This is a genomic window from Streptomyces sp. NPDC047061 (assembly GCF_040643955.1).
In the GTDB taxonomy this organism is placed as follows: domain Bacteria; phylum Actinomycetota; class Actinomycetes; order Streptomycetales; family Streptomycetaceae; genus Streptomyces.
The window spans coordinates 100,145-122,319 of the sequence record NZ_JBEYVI010000017.1 but is presented as its reverse complement, the minus strand read 5'-3'; the positions used below and the strand labels follow the sequence as shown (position 1 = coordinate 122,319).

Sequence of the window (22,175 nt, the reverse complement as noted above, 5' to 3'; positions counted from 1 at the left end):
GTCTCAGATCGCGAGCTGCTGGTCGTTGCGGTTGAGCCAGCGGCGGTAGAAGGAGGTGAAGACGATCAGGATGGCCAGCAGCAGCATGCCGTAGGCGGCGGACTGGGCGAAGTCGCGCGGCTGCTGTCCGAAGCCGAGGTAGTAGGCCCAGGTGACCAGGATCTGCGCGTCCGGGGCGGTGTTGCCGAACAGCAGGAAGATGACGGCGAACTGGTTGAACGTCCAGATGATGCCGAGCAGTACGACGGTGGAGCTGACGGACCTCAGGCCCGGCAGGGTGACGTACCGGAAGCGCTGCCAGGCGCTCGCGCCGTCCATCTCGGCGGCCTCGTAGAGCGTGCCGTCGATGGCCTGGAGGCCGCCGAGCAGCGAGAGCATCATGAACGGCACTCCGCACCAGGTGTTGACGAGGATCGCGGCGGCCCGCTGCCAGAACGTGTCCTCCAGCCAGTCGGGTTGCGGCAGATGGAGGAAGTGCAGGGTCGCGTTGATGATGCCGCCGTCGGCGAGCATGAACCGCCAGCCGAAGACGGTGACGAAGGTCGGCACCGCCCAGGGCAGCACCAGGACCATGCGGTAGAAGGTGCGGCCGCGGAACTTCTCGTTGAGGAGCAGGGCGAGGCCGAGACCGATCGTGTAGTGCAGGGTGACGCAGAGCGCGGTCCAGACGATCGTCCAGAGGAAGTGGGACCAGAAGCGGTCGTAGGACGTCGGGCCGAACAGGATGTCCTTGTAGTTGTCCAGGCCGATGAACTTGTACGTGGCGTCGATGTGGTTGACGCCGATGGTGCGGGCGGTGTTGAGGCTGTTGGCGTCCGTCAACGTCAGGTAGAAGCCGTACACCAACGGGTAGACGACGAGCGCCCCGAGCACGACGGCCACGGGGGCGATCATCGCGTAGGCGTACCAGTACTTCTGGTAGCTGTTCTTCAGCCGCTGGCCCAGCCCGGGGCGGGGCGCGCGGTCACCGTGGCGTTTGCCGGTCGCGCGGTCGATGGCGACTGTCATGGTTCGACACCTTCTGGTCTTCCGGGGTCGGGCTGGCTGGGCACAGGCCGGTGGCCGCCGGAGCACCTCCCTGAACGAGGCACTCCGGCGGCCGGCCGGCGCTTACTTGCTGAAGTCGGGGACGAGCTTCTCGATCCCGAGTTCCGCGGTGCTCAGGCCCTTGGCCAGGGACTCCTTGCCGCCGGCGATCTTGGTCAGCTCGGTGCCGACCGGACCCCACAGGGAGGAGTACTCGGCGAGCGCGGGGCGCGGCTGGGCGGAGGAGAGGACGGCCTGGTAGCCGGCGATGCCCGGGTCGGCCTTGACCTCGGCCGTGTAGGCGTCGGAGCGGGTCGGCAGGGTGGAGTTCTTCAGGGCGATCTCCGTCTGGGACTTCGCGGAGGTCATGAAGGCGACGAACTTCTCGGCCGCGGCCTGGTGGGCCTTGTCGATGCCGGCGTAGATCGAGAGGTTGTGGCCGCCGGTCGGGGCGCCCGCCTTGCCGGTGGAGCCGGCCGGGACGGTGGCGATGCCGAGGTTGGACTTGTCGCTGAACGCGGAGCCCTTGTAGAAGTTGGTGATCTCCCAGGGGCCCTCGATGGTCATGGCGACCTTGCCGTTGACGAAGGCGTCCTGGCGGTGGGCGTAGGCGTCGGCGGTGACGTCCGCCTTGTGCAGGCCCTTGCCGGAGTAGAGGTCCAGCCAGGTCTGGTAGCCCTTCTCGGCCGCCGCCGAGGTGATGGTGATCTTCTTGGCGGAGGCGTCGACCATGTCGGTGCCCTCGCCGTAGAGGAAGGGCTGCGTGTAGTACGCGGCCTCGGGGCCCCAGTAGCCGGTGGTCTTGGCCTTGTCCTGGATCGTGGCGGCGTCGGCCTTCACCTCGTCCCAGGTGGTGGGAGCCGCGGTGATGCCGGCCTTCTTGAAGAGCGCCTTGTTGTATACGAGGGCGAGGGTGTCGGTGACCAGCGGGACCCCGTAGGTCTTGCCCTCGTACTGGGCCTGGGTCATCAGGCTGGACTGGAACTTGTCCTTGTCGGCGAGGGCGGCGGTGCCGTCCAGCGGCACGAAGTAGCCGGCCTTGGCGAAGGCGGGGGTCCAGCCGACCTCGGAGCGCAGCACGTCGGGGGCGCCCTTGCCGGACTGGGCGGCCGTGTCGAACTTGTTCTGCGCCTGGTCGAACTGGACGTTGACGTACTTGACCTTGATGTTCTTGTTCGCGGCCTCGAACTCCTTGACCAGGGCCTGGTACGTCGGTGCCTCATTGGTGGCGTTGGAGGTGTCCCACCAGGTGATGGTGACCGGGCCGTCCGACTTGCTGTCGCTGTCGCTCCCGCCGCACGCCGTCGCCGTGAGGGCGAGGGACGCCACCAGCGCGGAGGCCGCTATGCCACGCCGCATGAGTTCTCCTTGAGGGTGAAAGCCCGTGTGCTGCCGACGCGCCGTTGCCGTGGCCGGGCGTCAGGGAACGTAACAGCGATGTAAGCCTTGCGAAAGACCTTGCAGAAAAAAAGTGCAAGAGACTGCGGACGTTATGCCGCCGTGACTCCTCGTCGACCACCCCGAGACCCTGGCTGCACTGGGCTGAGCGGGGCATGTCCCGGTTGTGCAAGACTCTGCAAGCTCTTGCCATCCGTCTTCCGCACGGGAATCATCCCCTTGCGGGACCAGGAGCGCCGACCAGAACAGAGGGACCGCGATGACGATACGGCCGGTACAGTCCGGTGCCGTGACCACACGGCTTGCCGACATCGCAGCGCAGGCGGGGGTGAGCGAGGCGACGGTGAGCCGGGTCCTGAACGGGAAGCCGGGCGTCGCCGCCACCACCCGCCAGTCCGTGCTCGCGGCCCTGGACGTCCTCGGCTACGAGCGTCCGGTCCGGCTGCGGCAGCGCAGCGAGGGCCTGGTGGGCCTGATCACGCCCGAGCTGGAGAACCCGATATTCCCGGCCCTGGCGCAGGTCATCGGGCAGGCGCTGACCCGGCAGGGCTACACCCCGGTGCTCGCCACCCAGACCCCCGGCGGGTCCACGGAGGACGAGCTGACCGAGATGCTGGTGGACCGCGGGGTCGCGGGCATCATCTACGTCTCGGGCCTGCACGCGGACACCACCGCCGACATGCAGCGCTACGAGCGGCTGCGGGCGCAGGGCGTGCCGTACGTCCTCGTGGACGGCTTCTCGCCGAAGGTGCAGGCGCCGTTCATCTCCCCCGACGACCGGGCCGCGATGACGCTGGCCGTCACCCACCTCGTCTCCCTGGGCCACACCCGGGTCGGGCTCGCCCTCGGCCCGAAGCGCTTCGTCCCCGTGCAGCGCAAGATCGAGGGGTTCGTGCGGGCGATGCAGGACCAGTTGGGCCTCGCCGCGGAGACGATCGAGACGCAGCTCGTGCAGCACTCCCTGTACACCCTGGAGGGCGGCCAGGCGGCCACCACGGCGCTCATCGACCGCGGCTGCACGGCGATCGTGTGCGCCAGCGACATGATGGCCCTCGGCGCGATACGGGCCGTGCGCCAGCGTGGCCTGGACGTCCCCCGGGACGTCTCGGTGGTCGGCTTCGACGACTCCCCGCTCATCGCCTTCACCGACCCGCCGCTCACCACCATCCGCAAGCCGGTCCCGGCGATGGGCCAGGCCGCGGTGCGCACCCTGCTGGAGGAGATCGGCGGCACCCCGGCCCCGCACAGCGAGTTCGTCTTCATGCCGGAGTTGGTGGTACGCGGTTCCACGGCGGCAGTACCTGGGAAGTAGTCGCCCCGCCGTAGAACATGCACGGTGAACCCGACCTTGGGATGATCTGCCGTAGACGTCTTTTCTGGCAGACTCTGTGCCTATGAGTGACTCGACCGTGACAGAGCCGGAAGGTCGCGCACAACAGACCCTTCCGCGGACCGTCACGGGCGAGGGCGACCAGCGGTTCCTGCACCGGCTGCGCACCCCGCGCCGGCCCCGGCTCTGGTTCGAGATCCTCCTCATCGCGGTGAGTTACTGGACCTACTCCCTGATCCGCAACGCGGTCCCGGAGCAGAAGGCGCAGGCGCTGCGCAACGCCGACTGGATCTGGCGGGCCGAGCACCACCTGGGGATCGCCGTCGAGGAGTCGGTCAACCACGCCGTGAACTCGGTGACTTGGCTGATCGTCGGCATGAACTACTACTACGCGACCCTGCACTTCGTGGTGACGCTGGGGGTGCTGGTGTGGCTCTACCGCAGCCACCCCGGCCGCTACGCGGCGGCCCGCCTCGCCCTCTTCGCCACGACCGGTGTCGCCCTCCTCGGCTACTACCTGTTCCCGCTCGCCCCGCCCCGCCTGATGAACGACGGCGACTTCGTCGACACGGTGACGGTCCACCACACCTGGGGCTCGATGGCCTCCGGCGACCTCAAGCACATGTCCAACCAGTACGCCGCGATGCCGTCCATGCACATCGGCTGGTCCCTGTGGTGCGGTCTGACGGTCTTCGCCCTGGCCTCGGTGCCCTGGGTCCGGCTCCTCGGCCTCCTCTACCCCACGGCCACCCTCCTCGTCATCGTTGCCACGGCCAACCACTTCTGGCTGGACGCGGTGGGCGGCGCCCTCTGCCTGACCTTCGGCTTCGCGGTGGCCCGCCTGTGGTACGGCGCCCTGCCGTACGCCCTGCCCCGGCAGCCGACGGGGGTGACCCTGCTGCGGAGCCCTGCGGGCGCCTGAGGCGGGACCCTGCGGGCGGCTGGGGCAGGACCCTGCGGGAGGCTCAGGCCGACTTCGCTCGCGACAACGTCCGGTTCGGCACCGCCGGCGCCTCACTTCCCCCGGTGCACCACGTGCCCCCCGGTCACCGTCAGGCGTACCGGTGCCTCTGCCAGTTCGTCCGCCGGGGAGTCGACGGGGTCCAGGGCGAACGCCGTCAGGTCGGCGCGGTGGCCCGGTGAGATGCGGCCCGCGGTCCCGGTCTCTCCCGCGGCGCGGGCCGCGTGGGTCGTGCAGCCCTCCAGTGCCTCCAGGCCCGTCAGGCCCGCCCGGGCCGACGCGGCGCCGCGCGGGGCGCGGGCCGTCGCCAGGACGGCGCGGACGTCGTGGTGGGCGATCGGCCAGTCCGAGCCCAGCGCGACCGTCGCACCCGCGTCCCGCAGGTCACGCAGACGCCAGGCGTGCCCGGCGCGGGCCGAACCCAGCCGCCGGGACCATTCGTCCGTGCCGTCGGCCCGCGTGTACGCCGTGTGCGGCGGCTGCATCGACGCGGCCACCCCCAGCTCCGCGAAGCGGGGCAGCAGGTCGTCCGGGGCCGTTTCGATGTGCTCGATGCGGTGCCGGCCCGCGGCGCCCGCGCCCAGACCCGCCACCACGTCCAGGACGTGCCGTACCGCCGCGTCCCCGATGGCGTGCGTGGCCGTCCGTACGCGGGCCCCGTGCAGGTGCCGTACGGCGGCCCCGTAGGCCTCGGGGTCCGGCCAGAACGCCGCGGTCCCCTGGCCGTGGCAGTCCGCGTGCGCCAGCCAGGCCGTGCCCCCTTCCACGGTCCCGTCCATGAAGAACTTGACCCCGTCCACCACCCAGTGCCGCCCGCCCCGCCCTTGCGCGGCCACCAGCTCCGCGAGCCCGGCCGCGTCGGTCCCCGGCATGCACCAGGGCGCGAAGCGCAGCCGCAGCGGCAGGACGGTCTCCTCGGCCACCGCCCCGACCAGTTCCGCGTCCCCGGCGTCCATGACGTGCGCCCCGGTCAGCCCGGTGGCCGCCATCGCGGCGAGCAGCTCGACGAGGCGGGCCCGGCGGGCGGCGTACGAGGGCCGCGGCACCAGCCGCTCGACCAGCTGCATCGCCGCATGCTCCACGAGGTGCCCGGTGGGGCGGCCCTCGGGATCGCAGACGACCTGCGCCCGCTGGGCGAAGGCCCGCGCGCCCGTGACCCCCGCCGCCGCGAGCGCCGCGCCACTGGCGAGCGCGGAGTGGCCGTCGTAGAGCCGGAGGAAGGCGGGGGCGCCGCCGAGTACCTCCTCGACGAGCGCGCGGTCGACGGGGCGGCCCTCGAACGCGTTGTGGTCGAGGCCGAAGCCGATCACCCAGCCGTCGGTCCGTTCGGCCCCGGTCAGCGCCGCCCGCAGGCCCGCCAGGTCGCGAACGCCCGACAGGTCGGCGCCGGTCGCCATGTCCAGGCCCCACACCGGGTGGCTGTGCGCGTCCACCAGGCCGGGCACCAGGTGGGCGCCGCCCAGGTCCATGACCTCGGTGCCCGGCCCCCGCCAGTCACGGACGTCCCGTTCCTCGCCGACCGCGGCGATCACCCCGTCGCGGACGGCGACGGCGGTGGCGAACGGCCGGGCGGGGTCGAGGGTGCGGACCTCGGCACCGGTCAGGATCAGGTCGGGGCTGGCGGTCATGGTGCGGTGAACTCCCTTGTCCGGTGCGGCTGTTCGACTATTCGGCTGTTCGGCTGTTCGGCCATGCGGCTATTCGGTCGGCTCGGACGCGAAGTCCGCGTACACCTCGGGCCGTTCGCGACGCAGCCACCACGCGAGACCGAGGCCCGCGACGAAGACGGCGGGCGCGATGACGATCAACAGGGTGTTGACCGTGCTCGACGCCCCGGTGAACAGGTCGATGTGGGTGATGACGAGCCCTATCGCGGTGGCGAGCAGGACGGCGGCGACGGTCGGGGCGACCACGGTGCGCAGGGTGCCCTCCTCGTGCCGTACCTTGCGGAAGTAGCAGGGCACCGCGATCGCCGCGAGCAGCTGGAGCGCGAACAGGCCGATCATTCCCGGGGTGTTGACCCACAGCAGCAGCTGGTTGTACGGGTCCGCGCCCGCCGCCCAGAAGGCGAGCACGACCGCCAGGCCGAGGACGGTCTGCGCGGCACCGGCCAGGTACGGGGAGCGGTGGCGCGGGTGGATCGTGCCCAGCCGCCCGGGCAGGACGCCTTCCTCGGCGAGGGCGAGGACGTAGCGGTTGATCGCGTTGTGGAAGGCGAGCAGCGAGGCGATGATGCTGGTCACGATGAAGAGGTGCATCAGGTCGGCGGCCCAGCCGCCCACGTAGGTGGTGATGGCGGTGAAGAAGAGCCCGCCGGGGTCCTTGGCGGCGGCCGCGATGACGTCCTGGTTCCCGAAGGCCTGGATGATGATCCACACCATGAAGGCGTAGAAGAGGCCGAGGAACGCGACGGCCACGTAGGTGGCGCGCGGGACCGTGCGGTCGGGGTCGCGGGCCTCGCGGCGGTAGATGACGGTCGACTCGAAGCCGGTGAAGGCGGCGAAGGCGAAGGCGAGGACGACCGCGGTGCCGGAGACGAAGACGTGGCCGGGTGCGAAGGAGGCGCCGGACAGTCCGTGCGCGCCGCCCTTCACCAGCACTCCGCCGGCGAGCAGTACGAGGATCCCGGTCTCGGCGACCAGCAGCACGCCGAGCAGCTTGGCGCCGAACTCGATGGAGCGGTAGCCGCCGTAGCCGATGAGGAGGAGACCGGCGAGGGCGATCGGCAGCCAGGGGACGTCGACGCCGAAGAGGGCCTTCGCGGTGTCCCGCCCGGCGCTGCCGAGCAGGCCGTAGACGCCGATCTCCATGCCGTTGTAGCCGACGAGGGCGAGCAGCGCCGCGCCGATGCCGACGGGGCGGCCGAGGCCGCGGGTGATGTACGCGTAGAAGGCGCCGCCGCTCCTGACGTGCCGGCTCATGGTGGTGAAGCCGACGGCGAAGACGGCGAGGGTGATGCCGGCGATGAGGTAGCCGGCGGGGGCGCCGATGCCGCCGAGCAGGACGGCAAGGGGGGCGACGCCGGCCATCACGGTGAGCGGGGCGGCGGCGGAGATGACGAAGAAGGCGATGTCGGCGGTGCCGAGCGAGCCGGAGCGGAGCGTGGCCACGGCGGGTGGCGTGCTCTCCTCGCGAGCGGTGACGGACATGGGGAGGAGCCCTTCGAGCGCGACGGACGGGAGGGTTCCGGGCGTGCGGGATGACCGGCGCTACCGGGGCAGGAGGTGCCCCGGACCCGTAAATCTAAAGCCTTTCGGTTTTGGCAATGTAGCCTCCTCCTGGACATCCGGGAAGACCCGTTTCACACCTTCAGGGGAGAACACGCAGATGGGACGGCCGCGCACCCCGCTCCTCGACCGGGAGCGAATCACCACGACCGCGCTGCAACTCGTCGACGAGCAGGGCGACTTCAGCGTCCCGAAGATCGCGAAGCGGCTCGGCACCCAGGCCGGCTCGCTGTACCACCATGTGGACGGCCGGGACGGCATCGTCGAGCTGCTGCGCGAACGGGTCGCGGCCGCGATCGACCCCGCGACCCTGGACCTGGCCCCCTGGGACACCGCGCTGGAGTCCTGGGCCCGCTCCTACCGGGCCGCGTTCGCCGCCCACCCGAGGGCGATCCCGCTCCTGATGACCTCGCCGGTGCGGGCACCCCGGGTCCTGGAGCAGTACGAGCGCGCGGTCACGGTGCTGCTGACGGCGGGCTTCGCCGTGGCGGACGTGATGCCCCTGCTGATCGCCCTGGAGAACCTGGTGCTCGGCTCGGCGCTGGACCTGGCGGCCCCGGAGACGATGTGGGAGCTGACGGACCGGACACCGACCCCACGCCTGGCGCAGGCCCTGGCGGCGGTGGAGGACGGCAGGGCGGACCGCGCGTTCGAGGTGGGCCTGACGGGCCTCATGAACCACGCCAGGACCCTGCTCCGGCGGACGCTCTAGCAGAATCCGCGTATCGCGGGCGTGTCGAAAACCGCATACACCGCCGCAACCGCCGGCCGTCTTTCCTGGGAGGCGTGAACCGAAACGCAACCTTCCTCTGCCTGGCGGTCGTCGGCGTGGCGAGCGCCGCGTTCGCCGTACGGCGGCCGCTCCTGATGTCCGCCCCGAGGTGCATGGCCGGGCAGTGGCACGGCTGCTTCGACGCCTTCAACGGCGTGGTGCTCATGACGCTGGTCACGCTGCCGCTCGCCGCGCTGGTGGCGTGGGCGCTGGCGTACCGCCGCCGTGCCGCCGGTGACGCGTCGGCGTGGCGGACGTCGCTGGCCGAGGTGGGCATGGTGCACGGGACGGTGCCGTTCGTGTGGCTGACCATGATGCCGGGCGAGGGGGCCGGCACCGCCCCGGCCCGGGTGAGCCTCGTGCCGCTGCGGGACCTGGTCACGATGGGGACGCTCGGGATCGTCGGCAACCTGCTGGTCTTCGCGGCGCTGGGGTTCTTCGCCCCGATGCGGTTCGCCGCGCTGGCGTCCGCGCCGCGGATCCTGGCGCTCGGGGCGGGCTGCTCGGTGCTGGTGGAGACCGCGCAGTACGTCTTCCGCCTGGACCGGGTGTCCTCCGTGGACGACGTCCTGGTCAACGCCGTCGGCGCCCTGCTGGCCGGGCTGGCGTCGCGCCGCTGGTGGCGTACGACGGCACCGGGGCCGTCCGACCTGCCGGGCCGCGCGCTGACGCCGGCGGGCTGAGTCGCCTGCCGCCCGTGTCCCGTGCCGCCTACGCTGGGGGCACCGTGAACAAACGCCCGGACCTCAGCGCCCGACTGAAGCTCACCATCAGCTACGCCGGATTCCTTCTCGTCGCCGGCGTTCTCCTGCTGGCCGTGATGTGGGTGTTCGTGCTGCGCTGGCTGCCGGACGAGGACGCCAGAGCCATCCAGAAGAGGTTCGGCGCCGTGATCATCATCGGGCCCAGGCGCTCCGACCTGCTGAACGGCTTCGCCCCTGCCGCGGCCACGGCACTGGCCTTCCTCCTCGTCTTCGGCCTGCTGGGCGGATGGATCCTCGCCGGCCGGATGCTCGCACCGCTCACCCGGATCGCGTACGCGGCACGGCTGGCCTCGACCGGATCGCTCTCCCACCGGATCCGCATGACGGGGCCCAGAGACGAGTTCCGTGAACTGGCCGACGCGTTCGACACCATGCTCGAACGACTCGAGTCCCACGTCGCCGAACAGCAGAGGTTCGCCGCGAACGCCTCCCACGAACTGCGCACCCCGCTGGCCGTCTCCCGCGCGCTCCTCGACGCCGCCCGCAGCGACCCCACGCGGGACCAGGGCGAACTCGTCGAACGCCTGCGCACCGTCAACACGCGGGCGATCGACCTCACCGAGGCGCTCCTGCTGCTCAGCCGCGCCGACGGCAGGAGCTTCACCCGCGAGCCCGTCGACCTCTCCCTCGTCGCCGAGGAGGCCGCCGAGACGCTGCTCGCCCTCGCCGAGAAGCGCCGGGTCACGCTCGACGTCACCGGCGAGCCGGCCCACACCGTCGGCTCCGCGGCACTGCTCCTGCGGATGGTGACGAACCTCGTCCAGAACGCCGTCGTCCACAACCTCCCCGCCGGCGGCACCGTGACGGTCCACACCGAACGTCAGCACGACACGAGCGTGCTGCGGGTCGAGAACACGGGCCGTCCGCTCCCGCCGGAACTGGTACCGACCCTCACCGAACCCTTCCGGCGCGGCACGGATCGCGTCCGCACCGACGAGCACGCCGGCGTCGGCCTCGGGCTGGCCATCGTGCGCAGCGTCGTCCGGGCGCACGACGGCACCCTCGACCTCGCGCCCCGCCCCGGCGGCGGTCTCCTCGTCACCGTCCGGCTTCCCGGCTCCCGCGGAGCGGCCGCCAAGCCCCGTCAGGCCCCGTAGAAGAGCTCCTCCACGACCGCCCGGGCCCTGCGCGCCGTCCGCCGGTACGCGTCGAGCATGTCCCCGGCGTGCCCGTCCCCGTACCCCAGGTACCGCCCGACCGCGGCCAGCTCCCGGCTCTCCGAGGGGAACGTGTCGGCGGCCCGGCCGCGCACCAGCATCACGGCGTTGCGCACCCGCGTGGCCAGCACCCATGCCTCGTCCAGGATCGCGGCCTCCTCGGTGCCCAGCAGCCCGGCCGCCTGTGCCGCGGCCAGCGCCTGACGGGTCCGGGTGGTGCGCAGTCCCGGCTCGGCCCAGCCGTGCCGCAGCTGCAGCAGCTGCACGGTCCACTCGACGTCGGAGAGGCCGCCCGGCCCCAGCTTGGTGTGCAGTTTCGGGTCGGCGCCGCGCGGCAGCCGCTCGGACTCCATCCGGGCCTTCAGCCGCCGGATCTCGCGCACCGCGTCCTCGCCGAGCCCCTCCGCCGGGTACCGCAGCGGGTCGACCAGTTCGATGAACCGGCGTCCCAGCTCCTCGTCCCCGGCGACCGGTTCGGCGCGCAGCAGGGCCTGCGACTCCCACACCAGCGACCAGCGGCGGTAGTACGCCTCGTAGGACTTGAGGGTGCGCACCAGCGGCCCGGACTTGCCCTCGGGGCGCAGGTCCGCGTCGATCAGCAACGGCGGGTCGGCGCTGGGCACCTGGAGCAGCCGGCGCATCTCGGCGACGACCTTGTTGGCCGCGTCGGCGGCCTCCCGCTCATCCACGCCCTCCTGCGGTTCGTGCACGAACAGGACGTCGGCGTCGGAGCCGTAGCCCAGCTCGTGGCCCCCGAAGCGGCCCATGCCGATCATGGCGAACCGGGTGGGCAGGGTGTCGCCCCAGCCGTCCCGGACCACCGCCCGCAGGGTCCCCGCGAGCGTGGCCGCCGTCAGGTCGGAGACCGCACCGCCGACCCGGTCGACCAGGGCGCCCTGGTCGGCCTCGGCGGGCTTGGTCTCGGTGCCGTAGGAGTCCACGATGTCGGCGGCGGCCGTACGGAACAGCTCGCGCCGGCGCACGCCGCGGGCCGCGCGCACCCCGTCCTCGGCGTTGTCGGCGCGGCCGGCGGCGGCGAGGATCTCCTGCTCCAGCTGGGCCCGGCCGCGCGGCTCCAGGCCGCCCCCGTCGCCGTCGCCGAGCAGGGCCACCGCCTCCGGGGCGCGCATCAGCAGGTCGGGGGCGAGGCGGCCGGCGGACAGCACGCGGGCGAGGTTCTCGGCGGCGGCGCCCTCGTCCCTCAACAGCCGTAGGTACCAGGGGGTCTTGCCGAGCGCGTCGGAGACCTTGCGGAAGTTCAGCAGGCCCGCGTCCGGGTCTGCGGAGTCGGCGAACCAGCCCAGCAGGACGGGCAGCAGGGTGCGCTGGATGGCGGCCTTGCGGGTGACGCCGGAGGCGAGGGCCTCCAGGTGGCGCAGGGCGGCGGCAGGGTCGGCGTAGCCGAGGGCCACCAGCCGCTCCCGGGCCGCCTCGGCGCTCAACCGGGCTTCGCCGGGGCCGAGTTGGGCGACGGCGTCGAGCAGCGGGCGGTAGAAGAGCTTCTCGTGCAGGCGCCGTACGACGCCGGTGTGCTGCTTCCACTCGCGGATCAGCTCGGTCACCGGGTCGGTGCGCAGGCCGAGCGAGCGGCCGAGGCGGCGCAGGTCGGCCTCGTCCTCGGGGACCAGGTGGGTGCGGCGCAGCCGGTAGAGCTGGATGCGGTGCTCCATGGAGCGCAGGAAGCGGTAGGCGTCGTCGAGCTGGACGGCGTCGGCGCGGCCCACGTAGCCGCCGGCGGCGAGGGCCTGGAGGGCGTCGAGGGTGGTGCCGGAGCGCAGGGTGAGGTCGGTGCGGCCGTGCACCAGCTGGAGGAGCTGCACGGCGAACTCGACGTCCCTGAGCCCTCCGGGGCCGAGCTTCAGCTCGCGGTCGATCTCGGCGGCCGGGATGTTCTCCACCACGCGGCGGCGCATCTTCTGCACGTCGGCGACGAAGTTGTCGCGTTCGGCGGCCTTCCAGACCATGGGTTCGAGCGCGGCGACGTACTCCTGCCCGAGGTCGAGGTCGCCGGCGACCGGGCGGGCCTTGAGCAGGGCCTGGAACTCCCAGGTCTTGGCCCAGCGCTGGTAGTAGGCGAGGTGGCTGCTGAGGGTGCGGACGAGGGGGCCGTTGCGGCCCTCGGGGCGGAGGTTGGCGTCGACCGGCCAGATCGACCCCTCCACGGTGGTCTCGGAGCAGATCCGCATCATGTGCGAGGCGAGCTTGGTGGCGGACCGCAGGGCCTTGCTCTCGTCGGCCCCGTCGGCAGCCTCCCCGACGAAGATGACGTCGACGTCGGAGACGTAGTTCAGCTCGTGGCCGCCGCACTTGCCCATGGCGATGACCGCGAGCCGGCAGGCGGCGGCGTCCCCGGGCGCGGCGGCCTCGGCGAGGGCGAGGGCGGCGCGCAGGGTGGCGGTGGCGAGGTCGGCGAGTTCGGCGGCGGTCTGGGCGACGTCCGTCGTCCCGCACACGTCCCGGGCGGCGATGGAGAGCAGGCAGCGCCGGTAGGCGACCCGGAGGGAGACCGGGTCGCCGGCCTCGGCGAGCCCGCGTTCGAACTCCGCGACGCCGGGGTGCAGGTCGCGGGGCTCGTAGGTGACCAGGGCCTCCCAGTCGCGCGGGTGCCGGGCGAGGTGGTCGGCGAGGGCGGCGGAGGCGCCGAGGACGCCCAGCAGGCGGTCCCGCAGCGGCTTGGCCGCTATCAGGGTGTCGAGCAGCTCGCGGCGGGCGGTGGGGCCGGGCTGGGCCTCCAGGAGCCGTACCAGGCCGTGCAGGGCGAGATCGGGGTCGGCGGTGGCGCCGAGCGCGTCGAGGAGCACCGGATCGTCGCGTACTGCGGCCAGCTCGACGCTGTCCAGCAGCCGCTCGGCCGCGGAGGCGTCGGTGAAGCCGTGCCGCAGCAGTCGCGTGAAGGTGCTGCTCCTGCGCCCCGGCGTCATCCGCGGCCTCCCCTGGGATCGGTATGCGCATCGAGATTCGGATCAAGGTCGTCCACGCCCGAGCCTAACCGCAGACCACGGGACGAGCGCCGATGAGTTCCGGGCGGGATCGTGGTCCGTACCGGCAACGAACCCAGGGAGGCGACATGCGTGAACCCGACGGTGTGCTGGACGGCCACTACAGCAGCGCGGGCACCTCGGCCCACGACTGGTCCGACGCGGAGCAGGTCCTGACGGAGTCCGAGCTGCTCTGGATCCAGGTTCATCCGGTCCAGTAGTTCATCCGGTCTTCACCTGTCTGGCCGAGCGCGGTGGGGGCGGGGATTATTGGCGTGTGCATGCTCAGTCCGCACCGCCACCGACCCCCTCCTTCCCCCAGCACCGGAGGTTGATGTGTCCGGCAGTTCCGCACGTTCCGCGCTAATGCGCCGCGCCCGTACGACGGTGGCGTCCGCCACCGCCCTCACCGCGGCCGCGGTCGGCCTGTGGACCGGGCTCGGCGGCACGTCCGCGCACGCCGCGAGTGCCGTACCGACCCCGGACCACGTGATCGTCGTGGTCTTCGAGAACCACGCCTACAGCCAGGTCATCGGCTCCTCCAGCGCCCCGTACATCAACTCGCTGGCGACCGGCGGCGCCAACCTGACCCAGATGTACGCCGAGACCCACCCGAGCCAGCCGAACTACTTCGCCCTGTTCTCCGGCTCCACCCAGGGCATCACCGACGACAGCTGCTACACCGCGGGCTTCTCCTCGGCGGCGAACCTGGCCTCCGAGCAGCTCGCGGCCGGCCGCACCTGGGCCAGCTACAACGAGACCCTGCCCAGCCAGGGCTCGACCACCTGCAGCAGCGGCAACTACGCGCGCAAGCACAACCCGTGGTTCGGCTTCAGCAACGTGCCGACCTCGACCGCAAAAACGTTCGCTCAGTTCCCGACCGACTACTCCACCCTCCCCCAGCTGTCCTTCGTGACCCCCAACCTGTGCAGCGACATGCACGACTGCTCGGTGTCCACCGGCGACACCTGGCTGAAGAACAACCTGGGCGCGTACGCCACCTGGGCCAAGACCCACAACAGCCTGCTCGTCGTCACCATGGACGAGGACAACCGCCTGGCAGGCAACCGCATCCCGACGGTCCTGTACGGCCAGCCGGTCACCGCGGGCTCCACCTCGTCCACCACGTACGACCACTACGACCTGCTGCGCACCCTGGAGGACAGCCAGGGCCTGAGCGCGCACGCGGGCAACGCGGCGTCCTCGTCCGACATCACCGGGATCTGGGCGTCCTGACGTGTACGTAGCGGACAGCCGCGCGAGCACTCAGGCGACGGCGTCCGTGGAAGGTACCGCCCGGCCCGCGACGGCCGGGCGGTACCGCTCCACGATCGCCCCCACCGTCCTCGCCCTCGGCACGGTCAGCCTGGTCACGGACGTGTCCTCCGAGATGGTCACGGCGGTCCTCCCGCTGTACCTGGTGGCGGGCCTGGGCCTGTCCCCGCTCGGCTTCGGCCTCCTCGACGGCGTCTACAACGGCTTCTCGGCGGTCGTACGCCTGGCCGGCGGTCACCTGGCCGACCGGGGCGGCGGCCGGCACAAGTGGGTGGCGGGCGCGGGCTACGCCCTCTCGGCCCTCTGCAAACCCCTGCTGCTGGTGGCGCACTCGTTGACGCCCATCGGCCTGATCCTGGCGGCCGACCGCACCGGCAAGGGTCTGCGCACGGCCCCGCGGGACGCCCTGATCTCGCTCTCCTCCACCCCGGAGACCCGGGGCCGCGCCTTCGGTGTCCACCGCGCGATGGACACGGCGGGCGCCCTGCTCGGCCCCCTGGCCGCGTTCCTCATCCTCCGGGCGACGGTGGACGGCTACGACGCGGTGTTCACGGTCAGCTTCTGCGTGGCGGTGCTGGGCGTGCTGATCCTGGTCCTCTTCGTACCGGGCGGCGGCCGTGCCGGGACGCCCGCCTCCACCACCGCTACCACCACCACATCCACCACCGTTCCCTCCGCCGCGCGCCCCACCGCGCGCCCCACCCTGCGCGCGGCACTCGGCCTCCTGGCCGACCGCGACCTGCGCCGCCTCACCGTCTGCGCCCTGCTCCTCGGCCTCGCGACGGTGAGCGACTCCTTCGTCTACCTGCTGCTGCAACACCGGCTCGGCGTCCCGGACCGCTGGTTCGCCCTCCTCCCCCTCGGCACGGCGGCCGCGTTCCTCCTCCTCGCCGTCCCCCTCGGCCGCCTCGCGGACCGCTGGGGCCGCTGGCGCGTCTTCCTGACCGGCCACGGCGCCCTGCTGCTGGCCTACACCCTGCTGCTGACGTCCTGGCACGGCACCGCCCTCCCCTACGGGGTACTGGCCCTGCACGGCACGTTCTACGCGGCGACCGACGGTGTCCTGATGGCGGCCGCGTCGGACAGCGTCCCCGAGGCGCTGCGCTCGTCGGGTCTCGCACTGGTCCAGACAGGCCAGGCGGCGGCGCGTTTCACCTGCTCACTGGGGTTCGGGGCGGCGTGGACGCTGTGGGGCGACCGTACGGCGCTGAGCGTGTCGGCGGTGGCCCTGGCGGTGTGCGCGGCGTACGCCCTCACGCTCCGCCCCCTCCGAAAGGCCGCCGCATGACCGCCCACTCTCCCGCCCGCTCCCGCATCCTGATCCTCCTCTCGGCGCTCGCGGTCCTGACGGCCGTCGCCCTGGCCTCCGTCCTGCACGCCTCGGCCCGGGCGGAGCGCCGGGACCACACCCGGGCGGGCGGCCCGAAGGTCACCCCGGGGACGGTGACCCTGACGGCCCCCGGCCGCATGGTCTTCCGCAACATGGCCTGGGGCCCGCACCGCGACGAGCTGACCACGGTCCCCGCCGCCGCCCCCGCCGGCCCCCGCACCGCCTCCGGCGTGAAGTGCCTCCGCTTCTACGCCGCCGCCGGCACGGGCGTCTGCCTGCAGGCCGTCCACGGCCCGGTCTCGGACACCTACCGCGCCCTGATCCTGGACGCGAAGCTGCACACGAAGGCCCACTACGACGTCCCGGGCATCCCGTCCCGGGCCCGGGTCTCCCCCACCGGCCACTACGCGGCCTGGACGGCGTTCGTGGGCGGCGACTCGTACGCGGGCACGAACTTCTCGACCCGCACGGCGATCGCCGACACCCGCACCGGCGACCTGATCCCGTCCCTGGAGACGTTCCGCATCATCAGGAACAACCGCCCCTACCAGTCCGCGGACGTCAACTTCTGGGGCGTGACGTTCGCGGCGGACGACACCACCTTCTACGCGACGCTGGCGACGAAGGGCTCGACCTACCTGGTCCGGGGCGACCTCCGCACCCGCACGGTCACCACCCTCCACCCGAACGTGGAATGCCCGTCCCTCTCCCCCGACGGCACCCGCATCGCGTACAAGAAACGTGTGAAGGGCCTCTCCAAGGACGCCCCCTGGCGGCTGTACGTCCTGGACCTCGGGACGATGCGCGAGACGCCGCTGGCCGAGACCCGGAGCGTGGACGACCAGGCGGTCTGGAAGGACGCCCGCACGATCGTGTACGCGCTGCCGGGCGACTACGGCGCCGACCTGTACTCGGTCCCGTCGGACGGCACGGGGAAGCCGCACCGCATCAGCGTCTCGGCGGTGTCACCGGCGTACGTGGACTGACGACGCGAATGTCGGGAATGGAGGACATGTCACGCTCGCCTCGCACTACCGCAGCGCCGAAGCGGACACGACCGTCGGCGGCGACCTGTACGCCGCCGCCCGGATCCCCGGCTCCACGCGGCTGCTCATCGGGGACGTCCGCGGCAAGGGGCTCCCCTCGATCAGCGACACGGCGATCGTGCTGGGCGCCTTCCGCGCCGCCGCACACCGCCCGATCCCGCTGCCGGAACTGGTCGCCTACATCGAGGACGCCGTCCGGTGGGGACTCTCCGAGTTCGCGGAGCCGGACGAGGACGCCGCCGAGCGCTTCGTGACCGCCGCCGTCCTGGACATCCCGGACGACGAAGCCGTGGTGCACCTGATCAGCTGCGGGCACCCGCCGCCCCTCCTGCTGCGCGGCCGCACCAGGTCGGCGCTGGCGCTGACGGTCCCCGAACCGTCGCCCCCGCTCGGCCTCGGCATGCGGCCCGCCGGCGTGTACTGCACGGAGAGCGCCGGCGGCTGCTACACACCGGCGACCTTCCCGTTCGACTACGGCCACAGGCTGGTCCTGTACACGGACGGCGTCAGCGAGGCCCGGAACGCGGACGGCGACTTCTACCCGCTCGCCGAACGCGCCACGGCCTGGGCGGACCAGGCACCCGGCCCGCTCGTAGACCGGCTCGCGGCAGACGTCCGGGCGTACACGGGCGGCCGGCCGAACGACGACCAGGCCATGGTCGTCCTCCAGCGCGACCACACACCATCCTGACGAGCGGGAAAGCCCCGCCCGGCGACTGCTTGCGACTCCCCGCGCCTACAAACGCTGCCGGAGAGGCCACCAAAGCCCGCTACGTCCACCGCCGGCACACCTCCGGAACCGGTGCCGAAGGGTGAACGGCGAAGGGGGGGTGGGACCACGGATCCCAATTCCAGTCCCGAGCTGGATGCCGGGGACCTTCCTACCCACCCCCCATGGCCGCGAGTCCCTCACGATCTCCGTCCGGCCGAGCATTCCGCACAGTAGTCGGAGCCACTGACAAGGCCCTTCCGTGCGACCCCTGTCACTGGTCGCCCAGGAGCACCGAGACACGGCAGGGGCCGACGGTACGAGACCGTCGGCCCCACCCGCCGAATCGACAGGGAACAGGCTCTGGCCTGCGCTTACAGCACCGGCAGGTTCTTCCGCAGCTCGAACGCCGTGACCTCGCTGCGGTACTCCTCCCACTCCTGGCGCTTGTTGCGGAGGAAGTGACGTCGGCCCGGAGCGACCTCATGCGATCGGCGTCGGCGCAGCACTGACCTGTGAGCGGACGGCCGTCGTTGGTCGTTGTCGGTCGCTCTGGGTCGGCCTTCGACGGCCCAGAGACGGCCCCACCCTGCAGCAGCACGGCAGATTTACAGTCCCCTCAAGATCACTCGCTCACGCCCCATCCGACCAGCAGGGATGTGCGGCCAGCGTTCAAATCGCCAGCTTCTGGTCCACGTCTGGTCCAGAGCCGACTACTGCCCTAGCTCCGCTGCGGTCCGAGGAGGAGCATGGAAGGCAAGCGACCAAGGAGGCCTGCCATGAAAACCGGCGCCTCGGACTCGGACTACGAACCGTGGCTGTACTCCCACACGCCCTCCCAGGCCGAGGGCGAGCGGGACGATCCTGCCGAACGTGCGGCCATGCACCCAGATGTCCCCAGGACTGAGCCGTCCCAGGCGGAAGGCGAGCAGGTGGACGACACCAGGACGGACGACCGCCGATAAGCCCGAGAGGCGGGCCTTCCCGCGCGCCCTGACAGCGCGTGGAGCGGCCCGCCCGAACTCTGTCGCCGTCGTAGCAGTGGGACGTGACGTTCCGAAGCCGATGGCGTGGTGCGTAGAGCGCTCGCCCTCTACACACGCTGCCACCGCCTCCACCGCACCACCGTGAGTGCCGGACGGCCCAGAGGCGGCCCAGGGCTCGCGAGACACGACGGGGCTGACGGTCACAGATCGTCAGCCCCATCCGTCGAGTCAGCGGGAAACCCGCTCTGACCTGCCCCTACAGCACCGGCAGGTTCTTCCGCAGCTCGAACGCGGTGACCTCGCTGCGGTACTCCTCCCACTCCTGGCGCTTGTTGCGGAGGAAGAAGTCGAAGACGTGTTCGCCGAGGGTGTCGGCGACCAGGTCACTGTTCTCCATCAGGGTCAGGGCCTCGCCGAGGTTCTGCGGGAGGGGTTCGATGCCCATGGCGCGGCGCTCGGCGTTGGAGAGGGCCCAGACGTCGTCCTCGGCGCCCGGCGGGAGCTCGTAGCCCTCCTCGATGCCCTTGAGGCCGGCGGCCAGCAGGACGGCGTAGGCCAGGTACGGGTTGGCGCCGGAGTCGATGGAGCGGACCTCGACGCGCGCCGAGCCCGTCTTGCCGGGCTTGTACATCGGGACCCGGACCAGGGCGCTGCGGTTGTTGTGGCCCCAGCAGATGTAGGAGGGGGCCTCGCCGCCGGCGCCCGCCGTGCGCTCGGAGCCGCCCCAGATGCGCTTGTAGGAGTTCACCCACTGGTTGGTGACCGCCGCGGTCTCCGCCGCGTGCTTCAGCAGGCCCGCGATGAAGGAGCGGCCCACCTTGGAGAGCTGGAACTCCGCGCCCGACTCGTAGAAGGCGTTGCGGTCGCCCTCGAAGAGGGAGAGGTGGGTGTGCATGCCGGAGCCGGGGTGCTCGGAGAAGGGCTTCGGCATGAACGTGGCCTGCACGCCCTGCTCCAGCGCGACCTGCTTCATGACCAGGCGGAACGTCATGATGTTGTCGGCCGTGGAGAGCGCGTCGGCGTAGCGCAGGTCGATCTCCTGCTGGCCGGGGGCGCCCTCGTGGTGGGAGAACTCGACCGAGATGCCCATCGACTCCAGCATGGTGATCGCCTGGCGGCGGAAGTCCATGCCGACGTTGGTCGGGGTGTGGTCGAAGTAGCCCGAGTTGTCGGCCGGGGTGGGGCGCGAGCCGTCCATCGGGCGGTCCTTCAGGAGGAAGAACTCGATCTCCGGGTGGGTGTAGAAGGTGAAGCCCAGGTCGGAGGTGCGGGCGAGGGCACGCTTGAGGACGTAGCGCGGGTCGGCGAAGGAGGGGGAGCCGTCCGGCATCAGGATGTCGCAGAACATCCGGGCCGTGCCGGGGGCCTCGGCGCGCCACGGGAGGACCTGGAAGGTGGACGGGTCCGGCTTGGCGATCATGTCGGACTCGTATACCCGGGCGAAGCCCTCGATGGCGGAGCCGTCGAAGCCGATGCCCTCGTCGAAGGCCTGCTCAAGCTCGGCCGGGGCCACGGCGACGGACTTGAGGAAGCCCAGCACGTCCGTGAACCACAGGCGTACGAACCGGATGTCGCGCTCCTCCAAGGTCCGGAGCACGAACTCCTGCTGCTTGTCCATCTTCCGCTTCCCCATCCTTGCTGGTCAGGCCGCCTGTCTCCCTGTCCCGCAGGAGGCGGTCGGGCACCTGAGCATCACACCACAACAGCATTTCATGCGCGTTGCGCACCTTGATCGCCCGAGCGACCTCGGCCTGAACGGCTCTCGTACGGCAGGTGTCCTGCCCTGCCGCCCATCTTGCCTGTTCGCGCCGACATCCGTAATGGCCGGTCCGGTTTCCCGGACGCCGGTCAGGTGGCGCGCACGCGGGGTGCGCATGGCGTGCGCGTGGCGTGCACCACGGTGACGGACACCACGGGTCTTAAATTTGAATATGAGATGCAAGTTTTACTAGCGTGCAGGAGAAAGAGCTGTTCGGCCGAGCCACAAGGAGCCCCGATGCTGTCCGAGCCCTCCGCCGCCACCGTCCGCGCCACCCTGCCCGCCGTCGGCGCGGCGCTCGGCGAGATCACCGAGCGCTTCTACGCCCGTCTCTTCGCCGCCCACCCCGGCCTCCTGCGCGACCTCTTCAACCGCGGCAACCAGGCCGCCGGTACCCAGCGCCAGGCCCTCGCCGGCTCCGTCGCCGCGTTCGCCACGCACCTGCTGGACCACCCGGACCGGCGACCCGACGCCCTGCTGGGCCGCATCGCCCACAAGCACGCCTCACTGGGCGTCGCACCCGAGCAGTACGGCGTCGTCCACGAGCACCTCTTCGCCGCCATCGCCGAGGTGCTCGGCGAGGCCGTCACCCCCGAGGTCGCGGCCGCCTGGGACGAGGTCTACTGGCTGATGGCGAACGCCCTCGTCGCGATCGAGAAGCGGCTGTACGAGGAGAGCGGCGGCCTGCGGGGGCTGCGGCCGTGGGAGGTCGTCGAGCGGGTCGTGGAGACCGCCGACGTGGTGACCTTCCGGGTGCGGCCGACGGACCGCGGGGCGGCGGTGCGCGACTTCCGGGCCGGGCAGTACGTCTCCGTGGGCGTCACCCTGCCCGACGGCGCCCGTCAGATACGCCAGTACAGCCTCTCCGGCGCGCCGGGCGAGTCGGTCCGCCAGTTCAGCGTCAAGCGCGTGCGCGGCGACGACGCGACGCCCGACGGCGAGGTCTCGAACCACCTGCACGCGCGCGTGCAGGTGGGTGACGTCCTCGAACTGTCGGAGCCGTACGGCGACCTCGTCCTGGGCGACACCGACGGCCGCCCCCTCCTGCTCGCCTCCGCCGGTATCGGCGTGACCCCGATGGTCGCGATGCTGGCCGCGCTCGCGGCCGACGGCCACCGCGCCCCGGTGACCGTGGTGCACGGCGACCGCTCCCCCGCCGACCACGCGCTGCGCGCCGACCACGAGGCGTACGCGGCGAAGCTGCCGGACGCCACCGTGCGCTTCTTCTACGAGCGGGACGCCGGCCCGGACAGCCGCACCGGCCTGGTGGACCTCGCCGGCATCGACGTCGCGCCCGGCGCACGCGCGTACCTGTGCGGCCCGCTCCCCTTCATGCGCGCGGTCCGCGCCCAGCTGCTCGCCCAGGGCGTCCCGCCGGCCGACATCCACTACGAGGTCTTCGGGCCGGACCTGTGGATGTGCGGATGACGGCGGTTCGAGCCTGAGCGAGCAGGCGG

The 22,175-nt window shown here is 71.8% G+C and carries 18 protein-coding genes; 12 read left to right on the top strand and 6 right to left on the bottom strand.

Going from position 1 to position 22,175, the window contains the following annotated elements; all coding sequences use genetic code 11:
* Positions 1–3: 3 nt before the first annotated feature.
* A complete protein-coding gene (locus ABZ887_RS24500; RefSeq protein ID WP_361292859.1) occupies positions 4–1,008 on the bottom strand; it encodes a sugar ABC transporter permease in 1,005 nt (334 codons plus the stop codon).
* 102 nt (positions 1,009–1,110) lie between these two features.
* Positions 1,111–2,385 (bottom strand): extracellular solute-binding protein, encoded by a 1,275-nt coding sequence (locus ABZ887_RS24495; RefSeq protein ID WP_361292857.1) that lies wholly within the window; start codon positions 2,383–2,385, stop codon positions 1,111–1,113.
* A gap of 328 nt (positions 2,386–2,713) precedes the next feature.
* Here ABZ887_RS24495 and ABZ887_RS24490 point away from each other — a divergent pair, with 328 nt between their 5' ends.
* Positions 2,714–3,736, top strand: coding sequence for a LacI family DNA-binding transcriptional regulator (locus ABZ887_RS24490; protein WP_361292855.1), 1,023 nt, complete (start codon positions 2,714–2,716; stop codon positions 3,734–3,736).
* Positions 3,737–3,818: 82 nt separating this feature from the next.
* Positions 3,819–4,676, top strand: coding sequence for a phosphatase PAP2 family protein (locus tag ABZ887_RS24485; protein ID WP_361292853.1), 858 nt, complete (start codon positions 3,819–3,821; stop codon positions 4,674–4,676).
* Between the two features lie 92 nt (positions 4,677–4,768).
* On the opposite strand, the gene ABZ887_RS24480 is transcribed toward ABZ887_RS24485, so the two are convergent.
* Complete coding sequence (locus ABZ887_RS24480) at positions 4,769–6,343, bottom strand: amidohydrolase (RefSeq protein WP_361292851.1); 1,575 nt, start codon at positions 6,341–6,343, stop codon at positions 4,769–4,771.
* A 69-nt stretch (positions 6,344–6,412) separates the two neighbouring features.
* Entirely contained in the window at positions 6,413–7,864 is a 1,452-nt protein-coding gene (locus ABZ887_RS24475; protein WP_361292849.1) for an APC family permease, read from the bottom strand.
* A 178-nt stretch (positions 7,865–8,042) separates the two neighbouring features.
* Between ABZ887_RS24475 and ABZ887_RS24470 the strand changes: the two genes are divergently transcribed.
* The 3 genes from ABZ887_RS24470 to ABZ887_RS24460 all read left to right on the top strand — a co-directional run bounded on the left by ABZ887_RS24470 (position 8,043) and on the right by ABZ887_RS24460 (position 10,575).
* Entirely contained in the window at positions 8,043–8,654 is a 612-nt protein-coding gene (locus ABZ887_RS24470; protein ID WP_361292846.1) for a TetR/AcrR family transcriptional regulator C-terminal domain-containing protein, read from the top strand.
* A 74-nt stretch (positions 8,655–8,728) separates the two neighbouring features.
* Positions 8,729–9,397 (top strand): VanZ family protein, encoded by a 669-nt coding sequence (locus tag ABZ887_RS24465; RefSeq protein WP_361292844.1) that lies wholly within the window; start codon positions 8,729–8,731, stop codon positions 9,395–9,397.
* Between the two features lie 44 nt (positions 9,398–9,441).
* Positions 9,442–10,575, top strand: coding sequence for a HAMP domain-containing sensor histidine kinase (locus ABZ887_RS24460; RefSeq protein ID WP_361292842.1), 1,134 nt, complete (start codon positions 9,442–9,444; stop codon positions 10,573–10,575).
* On the opposite strand, the gene ABZ887_RS24455 is transcribed toward ABZ887_RS24460, so the two are convergent.
* Entirely contained in the window at positions 10,563–13,556 is a 2,994-nt protein-coding gene (locus ABZ887_RS24455; protein WP_361292840.1) for a bifunctional [glutamine synthetase] adenylyltransferase/[glutamine synthetase]-adenylyl-L-tyrosine phosphorylase, read from the bottom strand. The genes ABZ887_RS24460 and ABZ887_RS24455 overlap by 13 nt on opposite strands.
* 146 nt (positions 13,557–13,702) lie before the next feature.
* Between ABZ887_RS24455 and ABZ887_RS24450 the strand changes: the two genes are divergently transcribed.
* From ABZ887_RS24450 to ABZ887_RS24425, 6 genes are all read left to right on the top strand, one after another.
* The gene (locus ABZ887_RS24450) at positions 13,703–13,834 is read left to right on the top strand and encodes a hypothetical protein (protein ID WP_361292839.1); all 132 of its coding nucleotides are present in this window, start codon (positions 13,703–13,705) and stop codon (positions 13,832–13,834) included.
* A gap of 145 nt (positions 13,835–13,979) precedes the next feature.
* Positions 13,980–14,849 (top strand): alkaline phosphatase family protein, encoded by an 870-nt coding sequence (locus ABZ887_RS24445; RefSeq protein WP_361292838.1) that lies wholly within the window; start codon positions 13,980–13,982, stop codon positions 14,847–14,849.
* A 1-nt stretch (position 14,850) separates the two neighbouring features.
* Positions 14,851–16,176, top strand: coding sequence for an MFS transporter (locus ABZ887_RS24440; protein ID WP_361292836.1), 1,326 nt, complete (start codon positions 14,851–14,853; stop codon positions 16,174–16,176).
* Complete coding sequence (locus ABZ887_RS24435; RefSeq protein WP_361292834.1) at positions 16,173–17,204, top strand: TolB-like translocation protein; 1,032 nt, start codon at positions 16,173–16,175, stop codon at positions 17,202–17,204. Before ABZ887_RS24440 ends, ABZ887_RS24435 begins: the two co-directional genes overlap by 4 nt.
* 85 nt (positions 17,205–17,289) lie before the next feature.
* The gene (locus ABZ887_RS24430) at positions 17,290–17,955 is read left to right on the top strand and encodes a PP2C family protein-serine/threonine phosphatase (RefSeq protein WP_361292986.1); all 666 of its coding nucleotides are present in this window, start codon (positions 17,290–17,292) and stop codon (positions 17,953–17,955) included.
* Between the two features lie 797 nt (positions 17,956–18,752).
* Entirely contained in the window at positions 18,753–18,938 is a 186-nt protein-coding gene (locus ABZ887_RS24425; RefSeq protein WP_361292832.1) for a hypothetical protein, read from the top strand.
* A gap of 277 nt (positions 18,939–19,215) precedes the next feature.
* Here the strand turns inward: ABZ887_RS24425 and ABZ887_RS24420 are convergent, their stop codons facing one another.
* Positions 19,216–20,577, bottom strand: coding sequence for a glutamine synthetase family protein (locus ABZ887_RS24420; protein WP_189260572.1), 1,362 nt, complete (start codon positions 20,575–20,577; stop codon positions 19,216–19,218).
* A gap of 378 nt (positions 20,578–20,955) precedes the next feature.
* Here ABZ887_RS24420 and ABZ887_RS24415 point away from each other — a divergent pair, with 378 nt between their 5' ends.
* Positions 20,956–22,146: a globin domain-containing protein gene (locus tag ABZ887_RS24415; RefSeq protein ID WP_361292829.1), complete on the top strand. Its 1,191-nt coding sequence runs from the start codon at positions 20,956–20,958 to the stop codon at positions 22,144–22,146.
* The last annotated feature ends 29 nt before the right edge of the window (positions 22,147–22,175 follow it).

Bases quoted from the DNA above. Each gene is read 5' to 3' on its own strand.
- ABZ887_RS24500 (WP_361292859.1), bottom strand. From the start codon at position 1,008: ATGACAGTCGCCATCGACCGCGCGACCGGCAAACGCCACGGTGACCGC.
- ABZ887_RS24495 (WP_361292857.1), bottom strand. From the start codon at position 2,385: ATGCGGCGTGGCATAGCGGCCTCCGCGCTGGTGGCGTCCCTCGCCCTC.
- ABZ887_RS24485 (WP_361292853.1), top strand. From the start codon at position 3,819: ATGAGTGACTCGACCGTGACAGAGCCGGAAGGTCGCGCACAACAGACC.
- ABZ887_RS24480 (WP_361292851.1), bottom strand. From the start codon at position 6,343: ATGACCGCCAGCCCCGACCTGATCCTGACCGGTGCCGAGGTCCGCACC.
- ABZ887_RS24475 (WP_361292849.1), bottom strand. From the start codon at position 7,864: ATGTCCGTCACCGCTCGCGAGGAGAGCACGCCACCCGCCGTGGCCACG.
- ABZ887_RS24470 (WP_361292846.1), top strand. From the start codon at position 8,043: ATGGGACGGCCGCGCACCCCGCTCCTCGACCGGGAGCGAATCACCACG.
- ABZ887_RS24455 (WP_361292840.1), bottom strand. From the start codon at position 13,556: ATGACGCCGGGGCGCAGGAGCAGCACCTTCACGCGACTGCTGCGGCAC.
- ABZ887_RS24450 (WP_361292839.1), top strand. From the start codon at position 13,703: ATGCGTGAACCCGACGGTGTGCTGGACGGCCACTACAGCAGCGCGGGC.
- ABZ887_RS24445 (WP_361292838.1), top strand. From the start codon at position 13,980: ATGCGCCGCGCCCGTACGACGGTGGCGTCCGCCACCGCCCTCACCGCG.
- ABZ887_RS24435 (WP_361292834.1), top strand. From the start codon at position 16,173: ATGACCGCCCACTCTCCCGCCCGCTCCCGCATCCTGATCCTCCTCTCG.
- ABZ887_RS24425 (WP_361292832.1), top strand. From the start codon at position 18,753: ATGAAAACCGGCGCCTCGGACTCGGACTACGAACCGTGGCTGTACTCC.
- ABZ887_RS24420 (WP_189260572.1), bottom strand. From the start codon at position 20,577: ATGGACAAGCAGCAGGAGTTCGTGCTCCGGACCTTGGAGGAGCGCGAC.
- ABZ887_RS24415 (WP_361292829.1), top strand. From the start codon at position 20,956: ATGCTGTCCGAGCCCTCCGCCGCCACCGTCCGCGCCACCCTGCCCGCC.